General features: G+C 57.4%; 19 protein-coding genes. 9 read left to right on the top strand and 10 right to left on the bottom strand.

Annotated features, from left to right (window positions below; genetic code table 11):
* Window positions 1-4: 4 nt before the first annotated feature.
* Together AC0JZ1_RS18545 and rpmB are read right to left on the bottom strand one after the other, a co-directional pair.
* A complete protein-coding gene (locus tag AC0JZ1_RS18545) occupies window positions 5-640 on the bottom strand; it encodes a queuosine precursor transporter (RefSeq protein ID WP_471883920.1) in 636 nt (211 codons plus the stop codon).
* 104 nt (window positions 641-744) lie between these two features.
* Window positions 745-1,035, bottom strand: coding sequence for a 50S ribosomal protein L28 (gene rpmB, locus AC0JZ1_RS18540; protein ID WP_471883919.1), 291 nt, complete (start codon window positions 1,033-1,035; stop codon window positions 745-747).
* Between the two features lie 237 nt (window positions 1,036-1,272).
* Here rpmB and AC0JZ1_RS18535 point away from each other — a divergent pair, with 237 nt between their 5' ends.
* Complete coding sequence (locus AC0JZ1_RS18535; protein ID WP_471883918.1) at window positions 1,273-2,049, top strand: DUF3108 domain-containing protein; 777 nt, start codon at window positions 1,273-1,275, stop codon at window positions 2,047-2,049.
* 13 nt (window positions 2,050-2,062) lie between these two features.
* Window positions 2,063-2,935 carry an aromatic amino acid exporter YddG gene (gene yddG / locus AC0JZ1_RS18530; protein WP_471884180.1) on the top strand — a complete coding sequence of 291 codons (873 nt, stop codon included), beginning with the start codon at window positions 2,063-2,065 and terminating at the stop codon, window positions 2,933-2,935.
* Here the strand turns inward: yddG and AC0JZ1_RS18525 are convergent, their stop codons facing one another.
* Together AC0JZ1_RS18525 and gloB are read right to left on the bottom strand one after the other, a co-directional pair.
* Window positions 2,936-3,358, bottom strand: coding sequence for a cupin domain-containing protein (locus tag AC0JZ1_RS18525; protein ID WP_471883917.1), 423 nt, complete (start codon window positions 3,356-3,358; stop codon window positions 2,936-2,938).
* Window positions 3,355-4,128 carry a hydroxyacylglutathione hydrolase gene (gloB, locus tag AC0JZ1_RS18520; RefSeq protein WP_471883916.1) on the bottom strand — a complete coding sequence of 258 codons (774 nt, stop codon included), beginning with the start codon at window positions 4,126-4,128 and terminating at the stop codon, window positions 3,355-3,357. Before gloB ends, AC0JZ1_RS18525 begins: the two co-directional genes overlap by 4 nt.
* Before the next feature lie 77 nt (window positions 4,129-4,205).
* On the opposite strand from gloB, the gene AC0JZ1_RS18515 reads away from it, so the two are divergent.
* From AC0JZ1_RS18515 to AC0JZ1_RS18505, 3 genes are all read left to right on the top strand, one after another.
* Complete coding sequence (locus AC0JZ1_RS18515) at window positions 4,206-4,949, top strand: class I SAM-dependent methyltransferase (RefSeq protein ID WP_471883915.1); 744 nt, start codon at window positions 4,206-4,208, stop codon at window positions 4,947-4,949.
* A gap of 73 nt (window positions 4,950-5,022) precedes the next feature.
* On the top strand, window positions 5,023-6,129 hold the full coding sequence (gene hisC, locus AC0JZ1_RS18510) for a histidinol-phosphate transaminase (protein WP_471883914.1): 1,107 nt from the start codon (window positions 5,023-5,025) through the stop codon (window positions 6,127-6,129).
* A complete protein-coding gene (locus AC0JZ1_RS18505) occupies window positions 6,126-7,049 on the top strand; it encodes a prephenate/arogenate dehydrogenase family protein (RefSeq protein WP_471883913.1) in 924 nt (307 codons plus the stop codon). Before hisC ends, AC0JZ1_RS18505 begins: the two co-directional genes overlap by 4 nt.
* Before the next feature lie 9 nt (window positions 7,050-7,058).
* Here the strand turns inward: AC0JZ1_RS18505 and AC0JZ1_RS18500 are convergent, their stop codons facing one another.
* A complete protein-coding gene (locus AC0JZ1_RS18500) occupies window positions 7,059-8,063 on the bottom strand; it encodes a DUF2125 domain-containing protein (protein ID WP_471883912.1) in 1,005 nt (334 codons plus the stop codon).
* A 50-nt stretch (window positions 8,064-8,113) separates the two neighbouring features.
* On the opposite strand from AC0JZ1_RS18500, the gene AC0JZ1_RS18495 reads away from it, so the two are divergent.
* On the top strand, window positions 8,114-8,638 hold the full coding sequence (locus AC0JZ1_RS18495) for a gamma-glutamylcyclotransferase (protein ID WP_471883911.1): 525 nt from the start codon (window positions 8,114-8,116) through the stop codon (window positions 8,636-8,638).
* Here AC0JZ1_RS18495 and AC0JZ1_RS18490 read toward each other — a convergent pair.
* The 4 genes from AC0JZ1_RS18490 to ftsE form a co-directional block, all read right to left on the bottom strand.
* The gene (locus tag AC0JZ1_RS18490; RefSeq protein WP_471883910.1) at window positions 8,635-9,429 is read right to left on the bottom strand and encodes a lysophospholipid acyltransferase family protein; all 795 of its coding nucleotides are present in this window, start codon (window positions 9,427-9,429) and stop codon (window positions 8,635-8,637) included. The two genes, AC0JZ1_RS18495 and AC0JZ1_RS18490, sit on opposite strands and share 4 nt — an antisense overlap.
* Window positions 9,430-9,494: 65 nt before the next feature.
* Window positions 9,495-10,193 (bottom strand): YdcF family protein, encoded by a 699-nt coding sequence (locus AC0JZ1_RS18485; RefSeq protein ID WP_471883909.1) that lies wholly within the window; start codon window positions 10,191-10,193, stop codon window positions 9,495-9,497.
* A gap of 137 nt (window positions 10,194-10,330) precedes the next feature.
* Window positions 10,331-11,281: a cell division protein FtsX gene (locus tag AC0JZ1_RS18480; protein ID WP_471884179.1), complete on the bottom strand. Its 951-nt coding sequence runs from the start codon at window positions 11,279-11,281 to the stop codon at window positions 10,331-10,333.
* A gap of 91 nt (window positions 11,282-11,372) precedes the next feature.
* Entirely contained in the window at window positions 11,373-12,032 is a 660-nt protein-coding gene (gene ftsE / locus AC0JZ1_RS18475; RefSeq protein ID WP_471883908.1) for a cell division ATP-binding protein FtsE, read from the bottom strand.
* Between the two features lie 199 nt (window positions 12,033-12,231).
* Here ftsE and AC0JZ1_RS18470 point away from each other — a divergent pair, with 199 nt between their 5' ends.
* The 3 genes from AC0JZ1_RS18470 to AC0JZ1_RS18460 all read left to right on the top strand — a co-directional run bounded on the left by AC0JZ1_RS18470 (window position 12,232) and on the right by AC0JZ1_RS18460 (window position 14,094).
* Window positions 12,232-12,909 carry a hypothetical protein gene (locus AC0JZ1_RS18470; RefSeq protein WP_471883907.1) on the top strand — a complete coding sequence of 226 codons (678 nt, stop codon included), beginning with the start codon at window positions 12,232-12,234 and terminating at the stop codon, window positions 12,907-12,909.
* A 128-nt stretch (window positions 12,910-13,037) separates the two neighbouring features.
* A complete protein-coding gene (gene hpt, locus AC0JZ1_RS18465; protein ID WP_471883906.1) occupies window positions 13,038-13,583 on the top strand; it encodes a hypoxanthine phosphoribosyltransferase in 546 nt (181 codons plus the stop codon).
* A gap of 136 nt (window positions 13,584-13,719) precedes the next feature.
* Window positions 13,720-14,094: a response regulator gene (locus AC0JZ1_RS18460; RefSeq protein WP_471883905.1), complete on the top strand. Its 375-nt coding sequence runs from the start codon at window positions 13,720-13,722 to the stop codon at window positions 14,092-14,094.
* 76 nt (window positions 14,095-14,170) lie between these two features.
* On the opposite strand, the gene AC0JZ1_RS18455 is transcribed toward AC0JZ1_RS18460, so the two are convergent.
* Window positions 14,171-16,849 (bottom strand): TIGR02302 family protein, encoded by a 2,679-nt coding sequence (locus AC0JZ1_RS18455; RefSeq protein WP_471883904.1) that lies wholly within the window; start codon window positions 16,847-16,849, stop codon window positions 14,171-14,173.
* Between the last annotated feature and the right edge of the window lie 45 nt (window positions 16,850-16,894).

Below are 16,894 nucleotides of genomic sequence, written 5' to 3'. Positions count from 1 at the left end.
TGGCTCACGCCGTCTTGGCGGGTGGCATGGGCTTCAGAATGCTCATCAGCGCGCCGTATGGCAGAAGCATCACGAGGCCCACGATCAATTTGACCGCGAAATCGCCCACGGCCCAGGAAATCCAGCGTGGTGCTTCTGTTGCGAAGATACCGAGAATGGGTGCGGAGCCTATGGCAAAATCATCATTGCCGCCAAGGAAGGCAAAGGCAGGCGCGAAGGAAAGCGAGAAGAACAGCAGCGTATCCAGCGCCGAGCCCAACATGGAGCCAGCCAAAGGTGCCTGCCACCAAGTTTGACGGCGGAGCCTGTTGAACACCGATATATCCAACAGCTGCCCAACCAGAAAGGCCGTGCCGGATGCCATGGCAATGCGGGGCAGCGATGTAAAGATCGAGAGTGTAACGCCGACGACGAAGCCCGCAAACACCACGCGCCGCGCAATATGCGGGCCAAACTGGCGGTTCGTGAGATCGGTCACCAGGAACGCTGCCGGATAGGTGAAGGCACCCCAGGTTAGCAGGTCACTCAGGTTGATGCCGAACAAAGTGCCCGGAATCGGGAACTGCACGAGGAAGTTCGACGAAACGACAACCAGCGTCATCAGCGAAATGTAAATAAAGGTCGCGCGAAGGTACTGCATTTTTTTACCCTGGGTGATGCCACCAGCTAGAGGATAACCAATAGAAAAGGCTTGAACGGTTTTATCCGCCAAGCCTTATCAGAATTCCGAATGCGACGTAAAGATTAAGCGGCTTCAGCCGTCTTCTTCACGATCTGGCGGCGCAGCAGACGAGCGCGCATGGAGAGTTCGCCTTCGCTGGCCTTCAGAAGGAAAGCATCAAGGCCGCCACGGTGCTCAACAGAGCGCAGGGCATGCGCGGAAACGCGCAGACGGTAACGCTGGCCGAGAGCATCGGAAATCAGCGTAACGTGGCACAGGTTCGGGAGGAACCGACGCTTCGTCTTGTTGTTGGCGTGGCTGACATTGTTGCCCGACTGGACGCCCTTACCGGTCAATTCGCAAACACGGGACATGGGTACACCTTTGTTCTTCTCTGCAATCGAATGGGGTTTCGGACAAAGTCCGGCCTGCCGATCCAACTGGTCCTGATTGGAAAGTTGCGGTTCTATAGTCAGTGGGACAGCCCGCGTCAAGCCAAACATGGCTGAAAGACTCGAAAAACCACTGCTATGGGAGGCGCCGCCGCTATTTTGTTGCCACAGTGCGCTCGTTATAAAGTACCGGAAACCTTCATCCAACAGGATAACGCCATGCTCAAGAGAAGCCGCTTGCTTCTTGCCGCCACCCCCATCGCACTCGGGCTTGCCGTTACTCCGGCCATCCCGGCCAGTATTCGCCATGTCAGTGAATACGATATTTCGCTTGGCCTTTTGCCTATCGCGCGAGCCTCTTTCGCTAGCGAATTCAACGGCGGAAGCTACACGATTGCCGGCTCCTTCAAGTCCTCCGGCCTTGTCAATCTCTTCACGCGCGTGTCTGCCGATACCAAGGTCTCTGGCGCGGTCTCGGGCAAGCGCCTGCAAACCAACAGCTATTCGCTGGTGTATACGCAGGGCAAGAAAACCCGCGTCTATGATGTGAGCTATCGCGGCGGCAGCGTGGTTTCAACCACGATCAAACCAGAGCCGGGAACGAGACCGGCAAGCTGGGTGCCGGTGTCGCCGGGTGATCTGCGCTCAGTGATGGACCCGTTATCGGGCCTGATTTTCCCCGAAGGATCGCAGGTCTGCCCAACGCGCCTGCCGATCTATGATGGCGAGTCGCGGCTTGATCTGGTGCTGTCGGCCAAGGGCAGCAAGCCTTTCTCCACGGATGGCTTCAAGGGTGATACGATTGTTTGCGAGGTTCGCTACGAGCCGAAATCCGGCTACAAGAAGGGGCGTAGTGACATTGAATTTCTGAAAAAACAGCGCATGGAAGTCTGGTTCGCCAAGGCGGAAGGCGCCAATGTCTACGCTCCTGTCTATGCCCGTATTCCCACCCGGGTTGGCGACGTGTATGTCACCGCTGTCAAGTATGGTGGCTGAGGGGAAAGCAAACGTGAAAGTTCGGGGAACGCTGATTGGCTTCACAGCCATTTTGATGTGGTCTTTGCTTGCGCTGATGACAGCGGCCTCCGGCAAGATGCCGCCCTTTCAGCTTTCCGCTGTAACCTTCGCAATTGGCAGTCTTCCCGGCCTTATTCTGCTGGCATTGCGCCCGGAACGACTTCGCCTGTTGCGCCAGCCGCCGAAGGTTTGGATCATCGGCATCGGCGGTCTCTTCGGCTATCACTTTCTCTATTTCACAGCACTTCGAAACGCGCCGGCGGTCGAGGCGGGGCTGATTGCTTATCTTTGGCCGCTTTTGATTGTTGTCGGTTCAGCACTTCTGCCCGGTGAACGTCTTCGCTGGTTCCACATTGCTGGCGCGCTGGCGGGCCTTTGCGGAACCTTTGCCATCATTTCCCGTGCGGGCTTGAATTTCGATCAATCTTATCTGGTGGGGTATGGGGCGGCACTCGCCTGTGCCTTCACCTGGTCGGGCTATTCACTGCTGACCCGCCGGTTCGATGCGGTGTCTACGGATGTCGTCACCGGCTTTTGCCTTGGGACCTCGCTTCTTTCGCTGATCTGCCATCTGGCACTGGAGGTGACTATCTGGCCTGAAGGGGCAAGCGAATGGGCGGCGGTGATCGGCCTTGGGCTGCTGCCCGTCGGTGCGGCATTCTATGCCTGGGATTACGGCGTGAAGAACGGCGATATCCAGATCCTTGGTGCGGCAAGCTATGCCGCGCCTTTGCTCTCGACCTTGATCCTGGTTCTGTTTGGTTTTGCCGAGCCGAGCCTCAGGATCGGCCTTGCCTGCCTGTTGATCACGGGCGGTGCGGCGCTCGCCGCCAAAGATATGATCCGGCGCAAGCCGTCTCGCTGATTACCGTCCGGGCTCCCAGCCGGGTTCAGCCATTTCGAAGGACGAGAATTGGAAGCCGGGAGAAACCGTGCAGCCGACAAGGGTAAAGGCGCCCAGCGGTTCTGCCGATTGCCACTCATTGGCCTCTACGATCACCTGCGGTCGCTCACCTTTTGCAAGATCTGTTCCGAGGATGATGTCCCGAGCGGCCTCGCCGTCTTTCGCAAGGCGCAGTTTGAGTGGGGTTCCCGCATAGAAATGCCAGACCTCGACCGCATCCTTCACGCGATGCCAATGCGATCTTTCGCCCTGTTCAAGCAGGTAATAAATGGCAGTTGAATGGCCGCGTCCTCCGCCTGCCTTGTCGCGAAACGTTTCGACATACCACCCGCCTTCCGGGTGGCGCTGCAAATTCAGCTTGGCGATAATCTCTTCCGCGGTCACTTGAAGTTATCCTTGCGCTTGCGCAGCTCGCCAAACACATCCTCATTGGATGCGCCTTCCATCACCAGATGGCGGCGGATATCTGGGTCTGCTACGCGCAGGAAAGGGTTGGTTTCCTTCTCCAGTCCCATCATCGTCGGGATAGTGAAGCGGCCCTCGGCACGAAGCTCGTCGATTTGTTTTGCGCGACGTTGCAGCACCTCATTGCCAGCATCGACACTGAGCGCAAAGCGAGCGTTGGACTGCGTATATTCATGGCCAAAGTAGATGGCCGTCTCATCCGGCAGCACGGCCAGCTTCTGGAATGAGTGCCACATATCCGCCGCCGACCGCTCAAACAGGCGCCCGCAGCCCAAGGCAAACAACGTATCGGCAGAAAACAGGATCTTGTCTTCCGCGAAATGGAAGCAGATGTGGCCTGCCGTATGGCCAGGGGTCTCAAATACGCGAACGGGATGTTCGCCAAACAGAAATTCGTCGCCATCGGCAACTGTACGATCAAGGCCGGGGATGGCGACTGCCTCATTCACAGGACCAATGATTTCGCAGCCAAACTTTTCTTTCAGCGCAAGATTGGCTTCCACATGGTCTGTGTGGTGGTGGGTTGTGAAGATATGCGTGATCTTCCAACCACGTCGATTTGCGGCTTCCAGAATAGGGGCTTCTTCAGGAGCATCGATTGAGGCTGTCAGCCCACTTTCCGGGTCGTGTACCAGTACGCCATAATTATCGCTGCGGCACATAAAGACTTCGATTTCGAGAGGTTTCATTCGCCCAACCTGTCCTTCTGTCATTTTGACGCACAATGTAGGTTGCTACCGCATGAAGTCCAACCTAGCTTGTAGTCATGCACGCCGATATCGTTGACCTGCGCGAATTCTATCACTCACCGCTTGGGCATTTTGCCGAGCACTCCATTGCCATGGCCTTGAGTTCGCTCTGGGAGCGTCTGCCGGATGAGCGGCTGGTGGGCCTGGGCTATGCGGTCCCTTATCTGGATCGCTTCCGTGCGGATACGGAGCGAACCTTCGCCTTCATGCCTGCCGGGCAGGGAGCAGTGAACTGGCCGGTGGGCGAGAAATCCACCACTGCCCTTGTGTTCGACGAGGAACTGCCGCTGCCGGATTCCTCCATAGATCGCGTTCTGATGGTGCATTCGCTGGAGTTTGCGGAAAATCCTCGCGAAACATTGAAGGAGTTATGGCGGGTGCTGGCGCCCGGTGGGCGTCTGGTGATTGTCGTGCCGAACCGCAAGGGCGTGTGGGCGCGCATGGAGCATACGCCCTTCGGCTCCGGTCGGCCCTATTCGCGGCGGCAATTGACCAATCTGCTGCGGGAAACCAACTTCACGCCAGCGGCCAGCGCCGAAGCCCTGTTTTTCCCGCCGTCCAAGGTGCGGGCCATGCTGAAATTGCGGCATGGTTTCGAGCGCATTGGCAGAAGGCTATGGCCCGCTTTTTCCGGCGTGCTGATCTTGGAAGCGCAGAAGCGGCTTTATCAAGGGCTTCCGGTTGCTGCGCGGGCCTCGCGGCGCGTCTTTGTTCCGGTGCTTGGCGCACAAGGTGTTCCGACGACACGAAGCCGCAGTTGAAGGCTTCTGCCCTCGACAAAAGCGGCTGACGGGATTATGGCCGATGGGTCAATCGTTCGAAGGTTCTTGCCCTATGGATACTGCCATGCTGAAGCCCGTTCCCCGCCCCGGAATTATGGATATCGCAGCTTATGTGCCGGGCAAGGAACATGCGCCGGGTGTTGCCCGTGTCTTCAAGCTTTCTTCCAACGAGACGCCGCTTGGTGCAAGCCCGAAGGCACTGGATGCTTTCCGCCAATGCGCCGGTCATCTGGAAATCTATCCTGACGGTCAGGCTATGCAATTGCGCACGGCGATTGCGGAGACCCATGGTCTTAATCCCGCAAACCTGATCTGCGGCAATGGCTCGGATGAGCTTTTGGGCCTGATCTGCCACGTCTATCTTGGCGCTGGTGATGAAGCCATCATCACGGAACACGGCTTCCTCGTTTACAAGATCCAGATCATGGGTGCCGGTGCGACGCCCGTGACGGTGAAGGAAAAGGATTGCCGCGTCGATGTGGATGCCATCCTGGCGGCTGTGACCGACAAGACAAAGCTTGTTTTCATTGCCAATCCGGGCAATCCGACCGGCACCTATGTGCCTGCCTCCGAAATTCGCCGTCTGCATGCCGGTTTGCCCAAGAATGTGATCCTCGTTCTGGATGCGGCCTATGCCGAATATGTGCGCTCGCATGATTTTGAGGCCGGGATTGAATTGGTCTCTTCCAGCCATAACGTTGTGATGTCCCGCACCTTCTCGAAGGCTTACGGGCTTGCGGCACTTCGCATTGGCTGGATGTATGGCCCGGCGGATATTCTGGACGCCCTGAACCGCGTTCGTGGCCCCTTTAACCTCAACGCGCCAGCGATCGCTGCGGGTAGTGCTGCCATTCGGGATCAGGCTTTCATTGCCAAGGCCGTGGAGCATAACAGCGAATGGCGGGTGAAGCTGACCGAGGCTTTCGAGGCACTTGGTCTTAAGGTAACGCCCTCTGTCACCAATTTCGTGCTGATCCACTTCCCGGATGCGGAAGGCAAGCGTGCGCCCGAAGCCGATGATTTCCTCACCAGCCGTGGCTATATCTTGCGGGCGGTAAAGGGCTACGGCTTTCCCAATGCCCTTCGCATGACCGTCGGTTCGCAAGAGGCGAACCTTGGTGTGATAGCCGCTCTGCGGGAATTTATGGGCAAGGCATGACCACGATCCTGTTTAACCGCATCACGCTGATCGGCATTGGTTTGATTGGCTCATCCATCGCGCGTGACATCAAGGCCTTGGGTCTGGCTGGCGAGTTGGTGATTTCCACCCGCAGTGAGGCAACGCTGAAACGTGCGGAAGAACTGGGGCTGGGAGACCGATACACAGTGTCTGCCGCTGAGGCGGTGCGTGATGCCGACCTCATCATCGTCTCGGTTCCGGTTGGTTCATCCGGCACGGTGGCGGAGCAAATCGCGCCCAACCTGAAGCCCGGCGCGATCCTCACCGATGTTGGCTCCACCAAGGCCTCGGTCATTGCGCAAATGGCACCGCATGTGCCTGCGGGCGTTCACTTTATTCCCGGGCATCCGCTAGCGGGAACGGAGAAATCTGGCCCGGATGCGGGTTTTGCTGGGCTTTTCCGTGGGCGGTGGTGCATTTTCACGCCGCTGCCGGAAACGGACGAGACAGCGCTTGGCAAGTTGCGCGATTTCTGGACCGCACTCGGTTCCAAGATCGATGAGATGGACCCGCAGCATCACGATAAGGTGCTGGCCATCGTTTCACATCTGCCGCACATCATCGCCTATAACATCGTTGGCACGGCGGATGACTTGGAGACGGTGACGGAATCGGAAGTGATCAAATATTCGGCTTCAGGCTTCCGCGATTTCACCCGTCTGGCGGCATCCGATCCCACCATGTGGCGGGATGTGTGCCTGCACAACAAGGATGCCATCCTGGAAATGCTGGCGCGTTTTTCGGAAGATCTGGCCTATCTTCAGCGTGCAATTCGCTGGGGCGAAGGCGACAAATTATTCGAGCTATTTGCCCGCACGCGCACAATTCGCCGCTCGATTGTGCAGGCGGGCCAAGATGTCGATGCGCCTGACTTCGGTCGTCACGCGCTCGACAAGTAATCCTTTCGATCAGATCGGCGGAATTTCGCCAACGGCAATGAAGCCGCCGATCAGGATCTTGCCGCGATTGATGGTGAGATCCAGCGTCGCACGATCACCGCCGCCGGTGAGGGCAAAGAGCATTTTTGAACCCGTATCGATGCTCTTTGCCAGTTGCGGCATGGAATTCTTCAACTGGTCGCGCCAAGCGCCAATTTTCTCCACCTCGATGCGCAGCTTGCCGGAAATGCGGCCCTCATCATCAATTGAGAAGGGTCCAGTCAAGTTGACGACTTGGCCATTGCCGAGGTCGAGCGCTAGCTTGCGCATCTCACCTTCGGAGCCGTAAAGGCCGCGGCCTGTATCCTGACCGGCGAGAAGGGCTGCCTTTCCCGCAAGGGTTACATCGCCTGTTGCTGTGAAGCGCGGCATCAACTGCGGCACGCCCTTCTGAACAATATCCGTATCCTTCAAGGTCAGGGCGGCATCGAGATCGTTACCGTTCTGGCGAAGGTGAGCCTCGGTATGGCCGATCTTCACATCGAAGGCCTGATTGGTCTGAGAAGAGATGATGCTGGTTGAGAGGCCCTCAATCACCGTGGAACTGCGATCTAAAGAACGTAGGCTGGTGACGAGGCTGGATTGCAAGGCGTTCCAGGTAGAGGATGCCGTGATGCCAGTGCTTGTGCGGGTTTCGGCCGGTCCATCCAGTTCCCAAACAATGTGGCTGGGCTGGTAAACCGGTGCCGCGGAGCGCAAGGCGCCGAAGCTTGCAGAAACGCCATTGGCGCTGTCATCAATGGTGACTTTTGAGCAGAATAGGCCGATGCGGAAGGGGTAGCCCCGATATTCCGCATCATGGCATTCGGCGGTCACGCCGTGCTGTTTTTGCGCTCCCAGAAGCGCAAGTGTTTTTTCTTTCAGGACGGAGGCTGCATAGAACCAGCCAGCGGTATAGAGACCGATGACGAGGACGATGCCGGCGGCGAGGGCCCAAACCTTTGAACTCACGCCACTTCGGCTTGACGCTGCCATGATGATCTCCAATGGTGCTTTGCGGTTTTATGTATGATTTGGCGTGCGATATGGACGAATTTTGGGTCTTTGGCTACGGCTCCCTGATGTGGAACCCGGGCTTTGCGTTTCAAGAGCGAATGGCGGCCAAGACATTCGGATATCGCCGCTCGTTGTGTATCCGCTCTGTCGTTCATCGCGGTACACCAGAAAGTCCGGGGCTGGTTTTAGGGCTGGATCGCGGCGGTTCCTGCCGTGGGGTGGCTTTCCGCGTCAGCAGCGATGACTGGCCGCGCGTGTTGGACTATCTTCGGGAGAGAGAGCTTCCGACGAACGTTTATCTTGAACGTCAACTTTCGCTGCTGTTGGAAAATGGACGTCAGGTCAAGGCGACAGGCTATGTCGTGGATCGCGCGCATGAGCAATATGCTGGTGCTTTGGACACCGATGAGGCTGCAGCCATCGTACGCACCGCTGTGGGCCAATCCGGCCCCAACGATGGATACGTGGTGAATACGGTCGCGCATCTGCGCGAACTCGGTATTCGTGATCTCTGGCTGGAAAGCGTTGCTGCAAAAGTGAGCTCAGGAAATTAAGCCTGCCGCTCAACCTGCTTGAGTTCAGCGATCCTTTTCTGGGCCGTGGGAGGCAATGGCAGATCTGGATTTGTCGCCGCCGCCTCGAGCAAAAGCTCGTCGCTTGCTTTTTCCAGAACCTCGATCAGGTGCTCGTAAAAGGCATCCGGGTCCATGCCCGGCTGGATGGCGGGAAGAATTTTGACCTTGAAATGGCCGGGATAGCGCATCGTGCTACGGCGCGGCCAGAAGAGGCCGGGATGCATGGCAATGGGAACGACGGGCACCTGAACGTCGCGGTAGATGCGTGCAATACCATAGCGATAATGCGGCTCATCGCCCGGTTGGCGGCGCGTGCCTTCGGGATAGATGATCAACTGGCGGCCATTTTCCATCTCGGCCTTGGTGCGCTTCATGACATCGACCATGACCCTGCCACGCGCACCGCGATCCACGGGGATCATGCGTTGCTTCTTGATGTACCAGCCGAAGAGGGGAATCCAGGTCAGTTCGCGCTTGAGAATATAGACCGGGTCTTCCATCCACGGCAGCAGGGCGTAAGTGTCCCAGAATGACTGGTGTTTTGGCGCGAAGATACAGCCGGTTTTCGGGATGTTTTCCAGTCCCTCAATCTCAAAGGTGGTGCCGACAATCTTTTCCATCAGCCAATGGTTCGATCGCGCCCAAGCTCTCGGCACGGAGTAGGCCTTTTTGCGTGGCACCAGGAAATAATAGGGCGTCAACACGATCATGCGAAGGATCAGGTTGGCGTAAAAGGCAACATTGAAAAGAGTCGAGCGTAGAGCCAGCATCAGGACCAATCCGAAAAGGCGGGATTTCCGGTCCCTACACCATCGCATGGACTAGCGAAAGCCGTTCAGCGTTTTGGATGCGTGCTTTCGCTTTCAATCTGCTCTTCAGATCTCAATCCATCTCCCTGACTGTAGCCGATGACGGCCCTCAGGCTGGCAGCCGCCATCTTCGCATATTCAGCAAGCATCAGCCGTAATACATCCGGCTCTATGAACCAGGCTTTTCTCGACAGATCGGAGTTGATGACAGGGTAGGGTATGAAGTCGGTTCGGTGGTCGCGACGCCGCAGTTCCAGCAGGCTTCGCGGCATATGGTAATTGTTGGTGACGACGAGAACGGTCTTGTAATTGTGGTCGCTGATCCAGCGCGTGATCTCGTTGGCATTGCCGATTGTATCGATTGCCTCGTAGCCAATATCAACGCAGCATCTGAAAAGATCAGGAGATGCCTGCGTTGCCCGGCGAATGGAGCCGGGCGAGGCGGAAGGATGTGCGCCAGAAATCAAAAGTCTTTGGCCCGCGCCATCCCGCAGAAGGCCGATTGCCTGATCTATGCGCTGATAACCGCCGGTCAATACAACAATGGCATCTGCTTTTACGCCATCGGGCGCTTTCAAGGAGGTAACGGCATCGGCAAACCAGAGGAAACCGCCGAACAGCAGAGCCATCAGAAGGATAAGCGACACGCCGATGTAGCGAAGCGCGCGCCGCAAGGGGCCCTTGCGGCGAAACCACCCCTTTTGTGTCGGCTGAAGCGATATCATCTGCCACTATCCGCATTACAACGTCTGGAGAATGTTGAAATTGCTTCCACCGTTCCATCGTCACTCTTTGATGTGGAGTGCGATTCTCTTCATATGTCCATAGCCTGACTTGGGAGCAGTGAACAGACCTCTCCCTATCAGGAACTGGGCACACCATCCGACCGCGCCGGGTCGGAGCGGATAAGGTCGATTTCATCAATGGTCCGCATCACGGTGAAGCGAGCGGTCAGGGTTGTCAGCAGCGCAATTACAATCATGGTGGCCAGGATACCGAGATAGCCTCCGAAACCTATGGTGAAAGTCCCAAAAAGGGCCGTGGCCTGATCGCTTTGCGGCGTGGCCAGCGAATTGCTTTGCCAAAGGCTGGCGGAGGCGAACAGCAAAGCGGCCAGGGCGCCCCCTGTCGCTGATCCCTTCAAGCTGATTTTCAGGAAGTGCTTTTGAAACTCGGTGGCGACGAAACCGCTTTCTGCACCAACGAAGTGAAGCACTTCCACAATATGACGGTTACCGGAAAGCGCACCGCGCGTAGCGAAGATCACAGTCAGAATCATGGCGGTGAACACCAGGATGAGAATACTCATGCCGATCAGGACCGTGGTGTGCGCCATGGAAACAAGCCGATCCACCCAAGTGCGGTGATCATCCAGAATAGCTTGCGGCACTTCGGAGCGGAGCAGTTCACGCATGGCCGTAAAATCAGGCGGATTGCTTTCATCAATAGTGATGATCACCAATCGGGGGACGGGAAGTTCTTTCAGGTCCAGCCCTGCACCCAGCCAAGGTTCCAGCAAGCGTGCTGTCGCCGCATCATCCATGATGGTGCCCTGCTTGGTGCCAACGAAGGTTAGAGCCAGATCACGCGCCTTGCGCAAAGTGGCATCCATATCCAAGCCATCCTGCGGCTTGACCTGAATGGTTACCTCGCGGGAAATCTGGCTTTCCCAGCTGGATGCCGTGGCGCGCACCATGCTGACTGCGCCAAGCGTGAGGCAGGCGAGAAATGACATGATGGCAATGACAACCATCAAGGCATTGCCCTGAATATTGGATGGAGGCAGGATAGGCCCTGTTGGCCGCACGCGCATTTCCGTGCGGCGCGGCTCGCCCGTCTTTGCCTCCACCGGCTGTTTGGGAGGCGTGGATTTTGTCAGGGATTTGCGGGTGGAACGCTTGATCTCACTCATAGATATCAAGCCGCCCTTCGGTCAAAATCATTCGCCTCGCATCCACCTGATCCATCAATGCCAGATCATGGGTCGCGATTACGACAGCCGTTCCCAGCCGGTTGAGTTCCATGAATAGGTTCAGCAATCGTTTCGCCATTGGCGGGTCCACGTTTCCGGTCGGCTCATCCGCCAGCAAAATTTCCGGCCTGTCCATGAGCGCGCGAGCGATGGCTGCGCGCTGCTTCTCACCGCCCGAAAGTACGGGAGGTAACACATTGATCCGTTCGCCGAGGCCCACCCATTTCAAAAGCTCGATCACATCGTTGCGATAGGATGATTCCTCCTTGCCGCGCACCCGCAAGGGAAGGGCAACATTCTCATAGGTCGTCAAATGTTCCAGCAGGCGGAAATCCTGGAAGACAATGCCGACACGGCGACGAAGCATGGGCAGTTCGCCGCGTGGGATCTGCGAAATATCCCGGTCGAACATGCGGATCAGGCCACGGGTTGGCTGCAACGACATGAAGAGAAGGCGCAAAAGCGTAGTCTTGCCTGCGCCCGACGGGCCGGTGAGGAACTGAAAGGAGCGGCTGGGAATATCGAAGGTCAGGTCCCTCAGGATTTCAGGCCCCATGCCATAACGCAGGCCGACATTTTCAAAATGAATCAATGCGTCATCCAGTTCAGTGGATCTTGGTTCGGTAGGTGTTCGTAAACGGCAAGAGTTGACGGAAACTGAATCCGCGCCGCGAATGCCTGTGTTCCATGCAGTGTTTGCAAAACATTAACCATATAAATTTACGACTGAGCGGGATTCGTTTCAATGCCCCCGATTTGCCGATCCGGTGAAGAAGGGCGGGGAGAGAGCCATGAACGCATTTCGCCAGCGGCGCACCAAGCCTGATGCCGGTTACGACATCCTGCCGCCGGACGCCATGGGATCACGTCCCTCCCGTCGCAGTCTTTCGCAAACGCCCGTGGAAGATGCCCATTTCGTGACGCTTCCCATTGATCCGACCTCCCGCGCACCACAACGTTTCGAGAACGACAACCGGATCAAGCAGCCCCCGAGGCCAACCAGGGCACCCGTGACGGGCAAGATCCCTAAACATGGCCTTGTCGAGAGGTTCGAAGCCTCCTTGATGCGTATGTCTGCCGATTTCTTTTCGGCCATCGTGGCCTTCGTTTTCGTCATGGTCTTCGGATTTTCAGGGGGCTTCTCCCTCATCCGCTCGAACGATGAAGCGCCGCCCAAGACATTGGATATTACGCATGTAACACTGGCTCCGCAGGAAGCGGGCGGCATGCCGGTGCTCCAAATCAATGGCATTGTTGAAAATAGAACCGGCGTTGCGCAGAAGGTAAGCCCGATCCGCGCCGAGCTTCTCGTCGATGACCGTATCGTTTTTAGCACGATCATTGATCCGCCTGTCACGCAAATTGGGCAGGATCAAAGCCGCGGTTTCGTCGCGCGAGTTCCCCATCCTGGTGGAAAACGCCCACAATTGCGGCTTTCCTTCACGGAAACGGGTGCCACAACATCCTGATTGTGGTAGTGCGAGTAGAACGGAGCAGGATTGGCGAAGGTCAAGTATGCTCCGATTTTCGTTTTGAAGGCCCCGCTATTTCGTTAGCCCGCCTTTATCAGAGCACAAGCAAGTCCCAGGAGACGCTGATGCCCATCGTTCGCGGCAAAGTGATTGAGCCGCTTTTCACCGCAGAGCAGATTGCCGAGCGCAACCATGTTTTGGCACAGGAAATTGCTGCCGGTCCAACCAAGGATTTGCTGGTCATTGCGATTCTGAAGGGCTCCTTCATCTTCGCGGCAGATTTGCTGCGTGCGCTGCATGATACGGGTCTGGCGCCGGAAGTGGAGTTCATTACTCTCTCCAGCTACGGTGCAGGTACTGTCTCTCAAGGTGTGCGCATTGTGAAGGACATTGATTCCGACGTGAAGGATCGCGATGTTCTTCTCATCGACGACATTCTGGAATCCGGTCGCACGTTGCGTTTTGCAAAGGAGCTTTTGTTCGAACGCGGTGCACGCAACGTAACCATCGCTGTTCTCCTCGACAAGAGCGTGAAGCGCCAGGAAGAACTTGAAGCGGATTATGTGGGCTTTGAATGCCCTGACGATTTCGTTGTCGGCTACGGCATGGATGTGGCCTATGCCTTCCGCGAATTGCCATTTGTTGGCGTCGTGACGGGCGACGCGGACTGATCGAGCCCAGCCCAGGCTGCAGTGAGAAAGTCACGGGGCGTTAACCATATGCGCCCCGTTCATGTTTTTATTTACTCCTCGAAAAGGAAATACAGGTCATCTGGGTCTCGAATTGATGCACGGGAGACCAACAGCAATGGCCAAGATCCTGATCACCGAAGATGAAGATTCGCTACGTTCCTTTGTGGCACGGGCGCTTCGGCTGGATGGGCATGAGACGCAGGAAGCGGCTGATGGTGCCGAGGGTCTTCAGCTTCTGGAAGAGGCCGAATACGATCTTCTTCTATCGGATATTCGTATGCCGGTGATGGATGGCATTGAGCTGGCGCACAAGGCAGCCGACCAGTTTCCACACCTCAAGATCCTTCTGATGACCGGTTATGCCGAGCAGCGCGAGCGCGCTGACGATCTGATGGCGAAAATTATCGATGTGGTGGACAAGCCTTTCGCGCTGCCGGATATCCGCCGCGCGGTGGCGCAGGCTCTGGCCAGCGCACCAAAAGCCGCCTGATCGATCAACGCACAATAAAAAGCCCCGGATGATGTTGCCGCATCATCCGGGGCTTTTGCTTTTTGCGGGAAACAATTCAGCGAGTTTCGAGCAGGCGCTCGAGATATCGGCGCTCCATATCGTTAAGAAGCGGGCTGCCCATCGTGCCTTGGATGGAATCGTTCAGTTTCTCGCGGATTGCATCCAGAATGCGCCGAGCCGCCTGCGCATCGATCTCGTTCGGTATCTTCAATCGCGAATCCGGCAGGCCATCGGCGTTGCCGGTCTCACGGCCCAATGGATCGCGACGGGTCTGGTTGCCTTGTCCGGCCATGCCTTCCCCCTGTTCCTGACCTGGGCCCTGCTGCCCGCGCATGGCCTGCATCATCTGCTGCATCATGTTTTGCGCGCCTTGACGAAGGGCGTTGAGGGCATTGCCTTGTCCCTCGACGGCCTGATCTCCCTGACCTTGACCAAGCGCTTTGCCGGCATTGCCCATTTCCTTCTGAGCTTCCCCAAAGCTTTTGCCTGGGTCCATGCCGAGGTCTTTCAAGCCCTTTTGCAACTGTTCCAGTTTCTGGCCCAAGCCCTGCTGCTGTGCCTGCAATTGTTTCAGAGCATCGCGCAATTGCTGCTCAGTCATCTGGTTCAGCGATTGCTGCCCGTTTTGACCTTGCTGTTGCTGCTGGCCCTGCTGCTGCTGGCCTTGCTGCTGTTCACCCTGCTGCTGGTTCTGGCCTTGATCATAGGGCTGGTCCGTGCCGCGTTGCATGCGGTCGCGCAGGGCTTCGTTCAACCGATGGGTTTGATCCATCAGGCGCTGTTGCTCCTGCATGATCTCGCCCAGCTTGTCGATCTGGTCACGCATCGGGCTATTTTGTTGCTGGCCCTGTTGAGGGCGCTGCATACGCCCTGCCTGAAGGTTGTTCATCATGCGTTGTAGTTCGGACAGCATCTGTTGGGCAGCATCGCGGTTGCCGGAGCGTGCCAGGTTCTCGATCTGGTCCATCATGTTTTGCAGGTCGCGTTGGCGAATAACATTCTGCGCCTGCATACTTTGCTGAGACTGCGGCATGTTCTGCATGCGCTGTGCCATCTCGCTCATGAGGTTCTGCATGGCCTGGCGCAATTCCTGCATCAGCTTGGCAATTTCCTCTTCGGAAGCGTTGTTCTCCAGTGCATCAGACAAAGCTTGCTGTGCATCCCGCAGACGCTTTTGCGCCTGTGACAGGTCTCCATCCTCAATACCAAGAGCGATTTCCCAGAGATAGGACGCTGTATCCTTGAACTGCTCTTCAGTTCTCGCCTGCTTCATGCGGCCAAGTGCGGAGCGGATCAACAGATAATGGCTGAGGTTGGGGATAGTCTCTTCCGGGCGAAGCTCCAATGCCTGATTGAGTGCGATTGAGCGCTTGATCTGGCGTGTATCAAGCGCGAAGACCTGCCTTTGTTCAGCCACGGCGGCTGCCAGCGGATCATTGAAGCGACGGGCCGGAAGCGTCATTTCGACGGGCGCACTGCGGCCTTCCTGACCTGCGCCGTCGGTTGCGACGAGCGTAATACGCACGCGTTTTCCCGCCAGCGGGTGCTCTGTCAGATCGCGGCTGGTCGTGCCGCGCACTTCCTTTTCCGTGCCGCGACGCGGAAGATTCAGCCGGAACTCCGGTGGCGGAAACAAGGGTTTGGCATCCACGGCAGGCGGATCGACGGGTTCGATCAGGGCCTCAGCCTTGGTAATCCCGTAGTCATCCTTGGCAAGCACTGCGATTTCCAAGGCCCCGTTCACCGCGCGGCGCGGCTGTTTGTCGAAGGAGATTTCAGGCGCACGGTCCGCAATCACATCGAACAGCCATTGCTGGCCATTGACGGCCAGATCGCCGCTTTCGGCAATTTTCAGGGTATAGGTGCGAGGCGCGGTGGAGGAGGGGAGTGCCGCTGGCTTCTGCTGCTCCTGCGCTGTCTCCGGCTTGTTGGGTTCATCCTGCAAGGGAACCACGCGCTCAGGCCCGCCCTCGGCAGGAAGGAACTTCACGCTTTCCGAACCTTCGCCCGTAACGCGAACGGTCAACTGAGAGAACTGCGGGATCTGAACCTTGTCCATCGCGCCTGCCTGCGCGCCGGTCAAGAAGATCGGTGCTCGGCCCGTATAGGATGGTGGGGTGACCCAGGCATCGATGCGCAGATCCGGGTTGGCCTCGCCTGCCGGTTTGGCCGGGCTCACCACATCGCTGAGGAAGCCGCCGCCGTTGGAATAGGAGAAGGCAAAAGCAATCACGACGAGGAGGGCTGGAAGAGCACGCAGACCGAAGCGGTCGTGCTTAGCGATATCCGGCTGCGGCAGGCCAGCATCCAGCCGCGCAATCCGTTCCGCCATTCGCGTCTGGTGTTCTTTCCAAAGGGCTCTGGCGAAGGGCGTATCGAAGGCTGGCTCATCCGCCTGCGCCGCCAAGGGCTGGTGACGCAAGCCATTGCGCCGTTCGAGGAACTGATCCGCCTCGGCAATCGCTGGCCAGCGCAGACGTGCAAGCGAAAGAAGGGAGCTTAAAAAAGCAAACAGGAAGAGGAAGACGACGGCCCAGCGCAAAAGGTCCGGCATGTGGCGAAACAGGCCAAACCATGCAGTGGCCAGGAACAGGGCAATGAGAGAGGCGGGCAGAAGAAGCTGCGGCAGAAGCTGTTCCGCAAACAGAACGAAGCGCGCCATCCACCGCTTGGCGGCGATGCGGCGGACCAAGTCAGGGGCCAAATCTGTGGCACCTTTGCGCGGAAAGCTCATGCGGTCCGTCTCCTGTTCGCGGCGGCGTCAACCGGCGTCTTGACC

The sequence above is a fragment of the Affinirhizobium capsici genome (genome assembly GCF_977018625.1).
The sequence above is the reverse complement of the archived record's forward strand: the minus strand, read 5'-3'. Positions and strand labels throughout refer to the sequence as shown.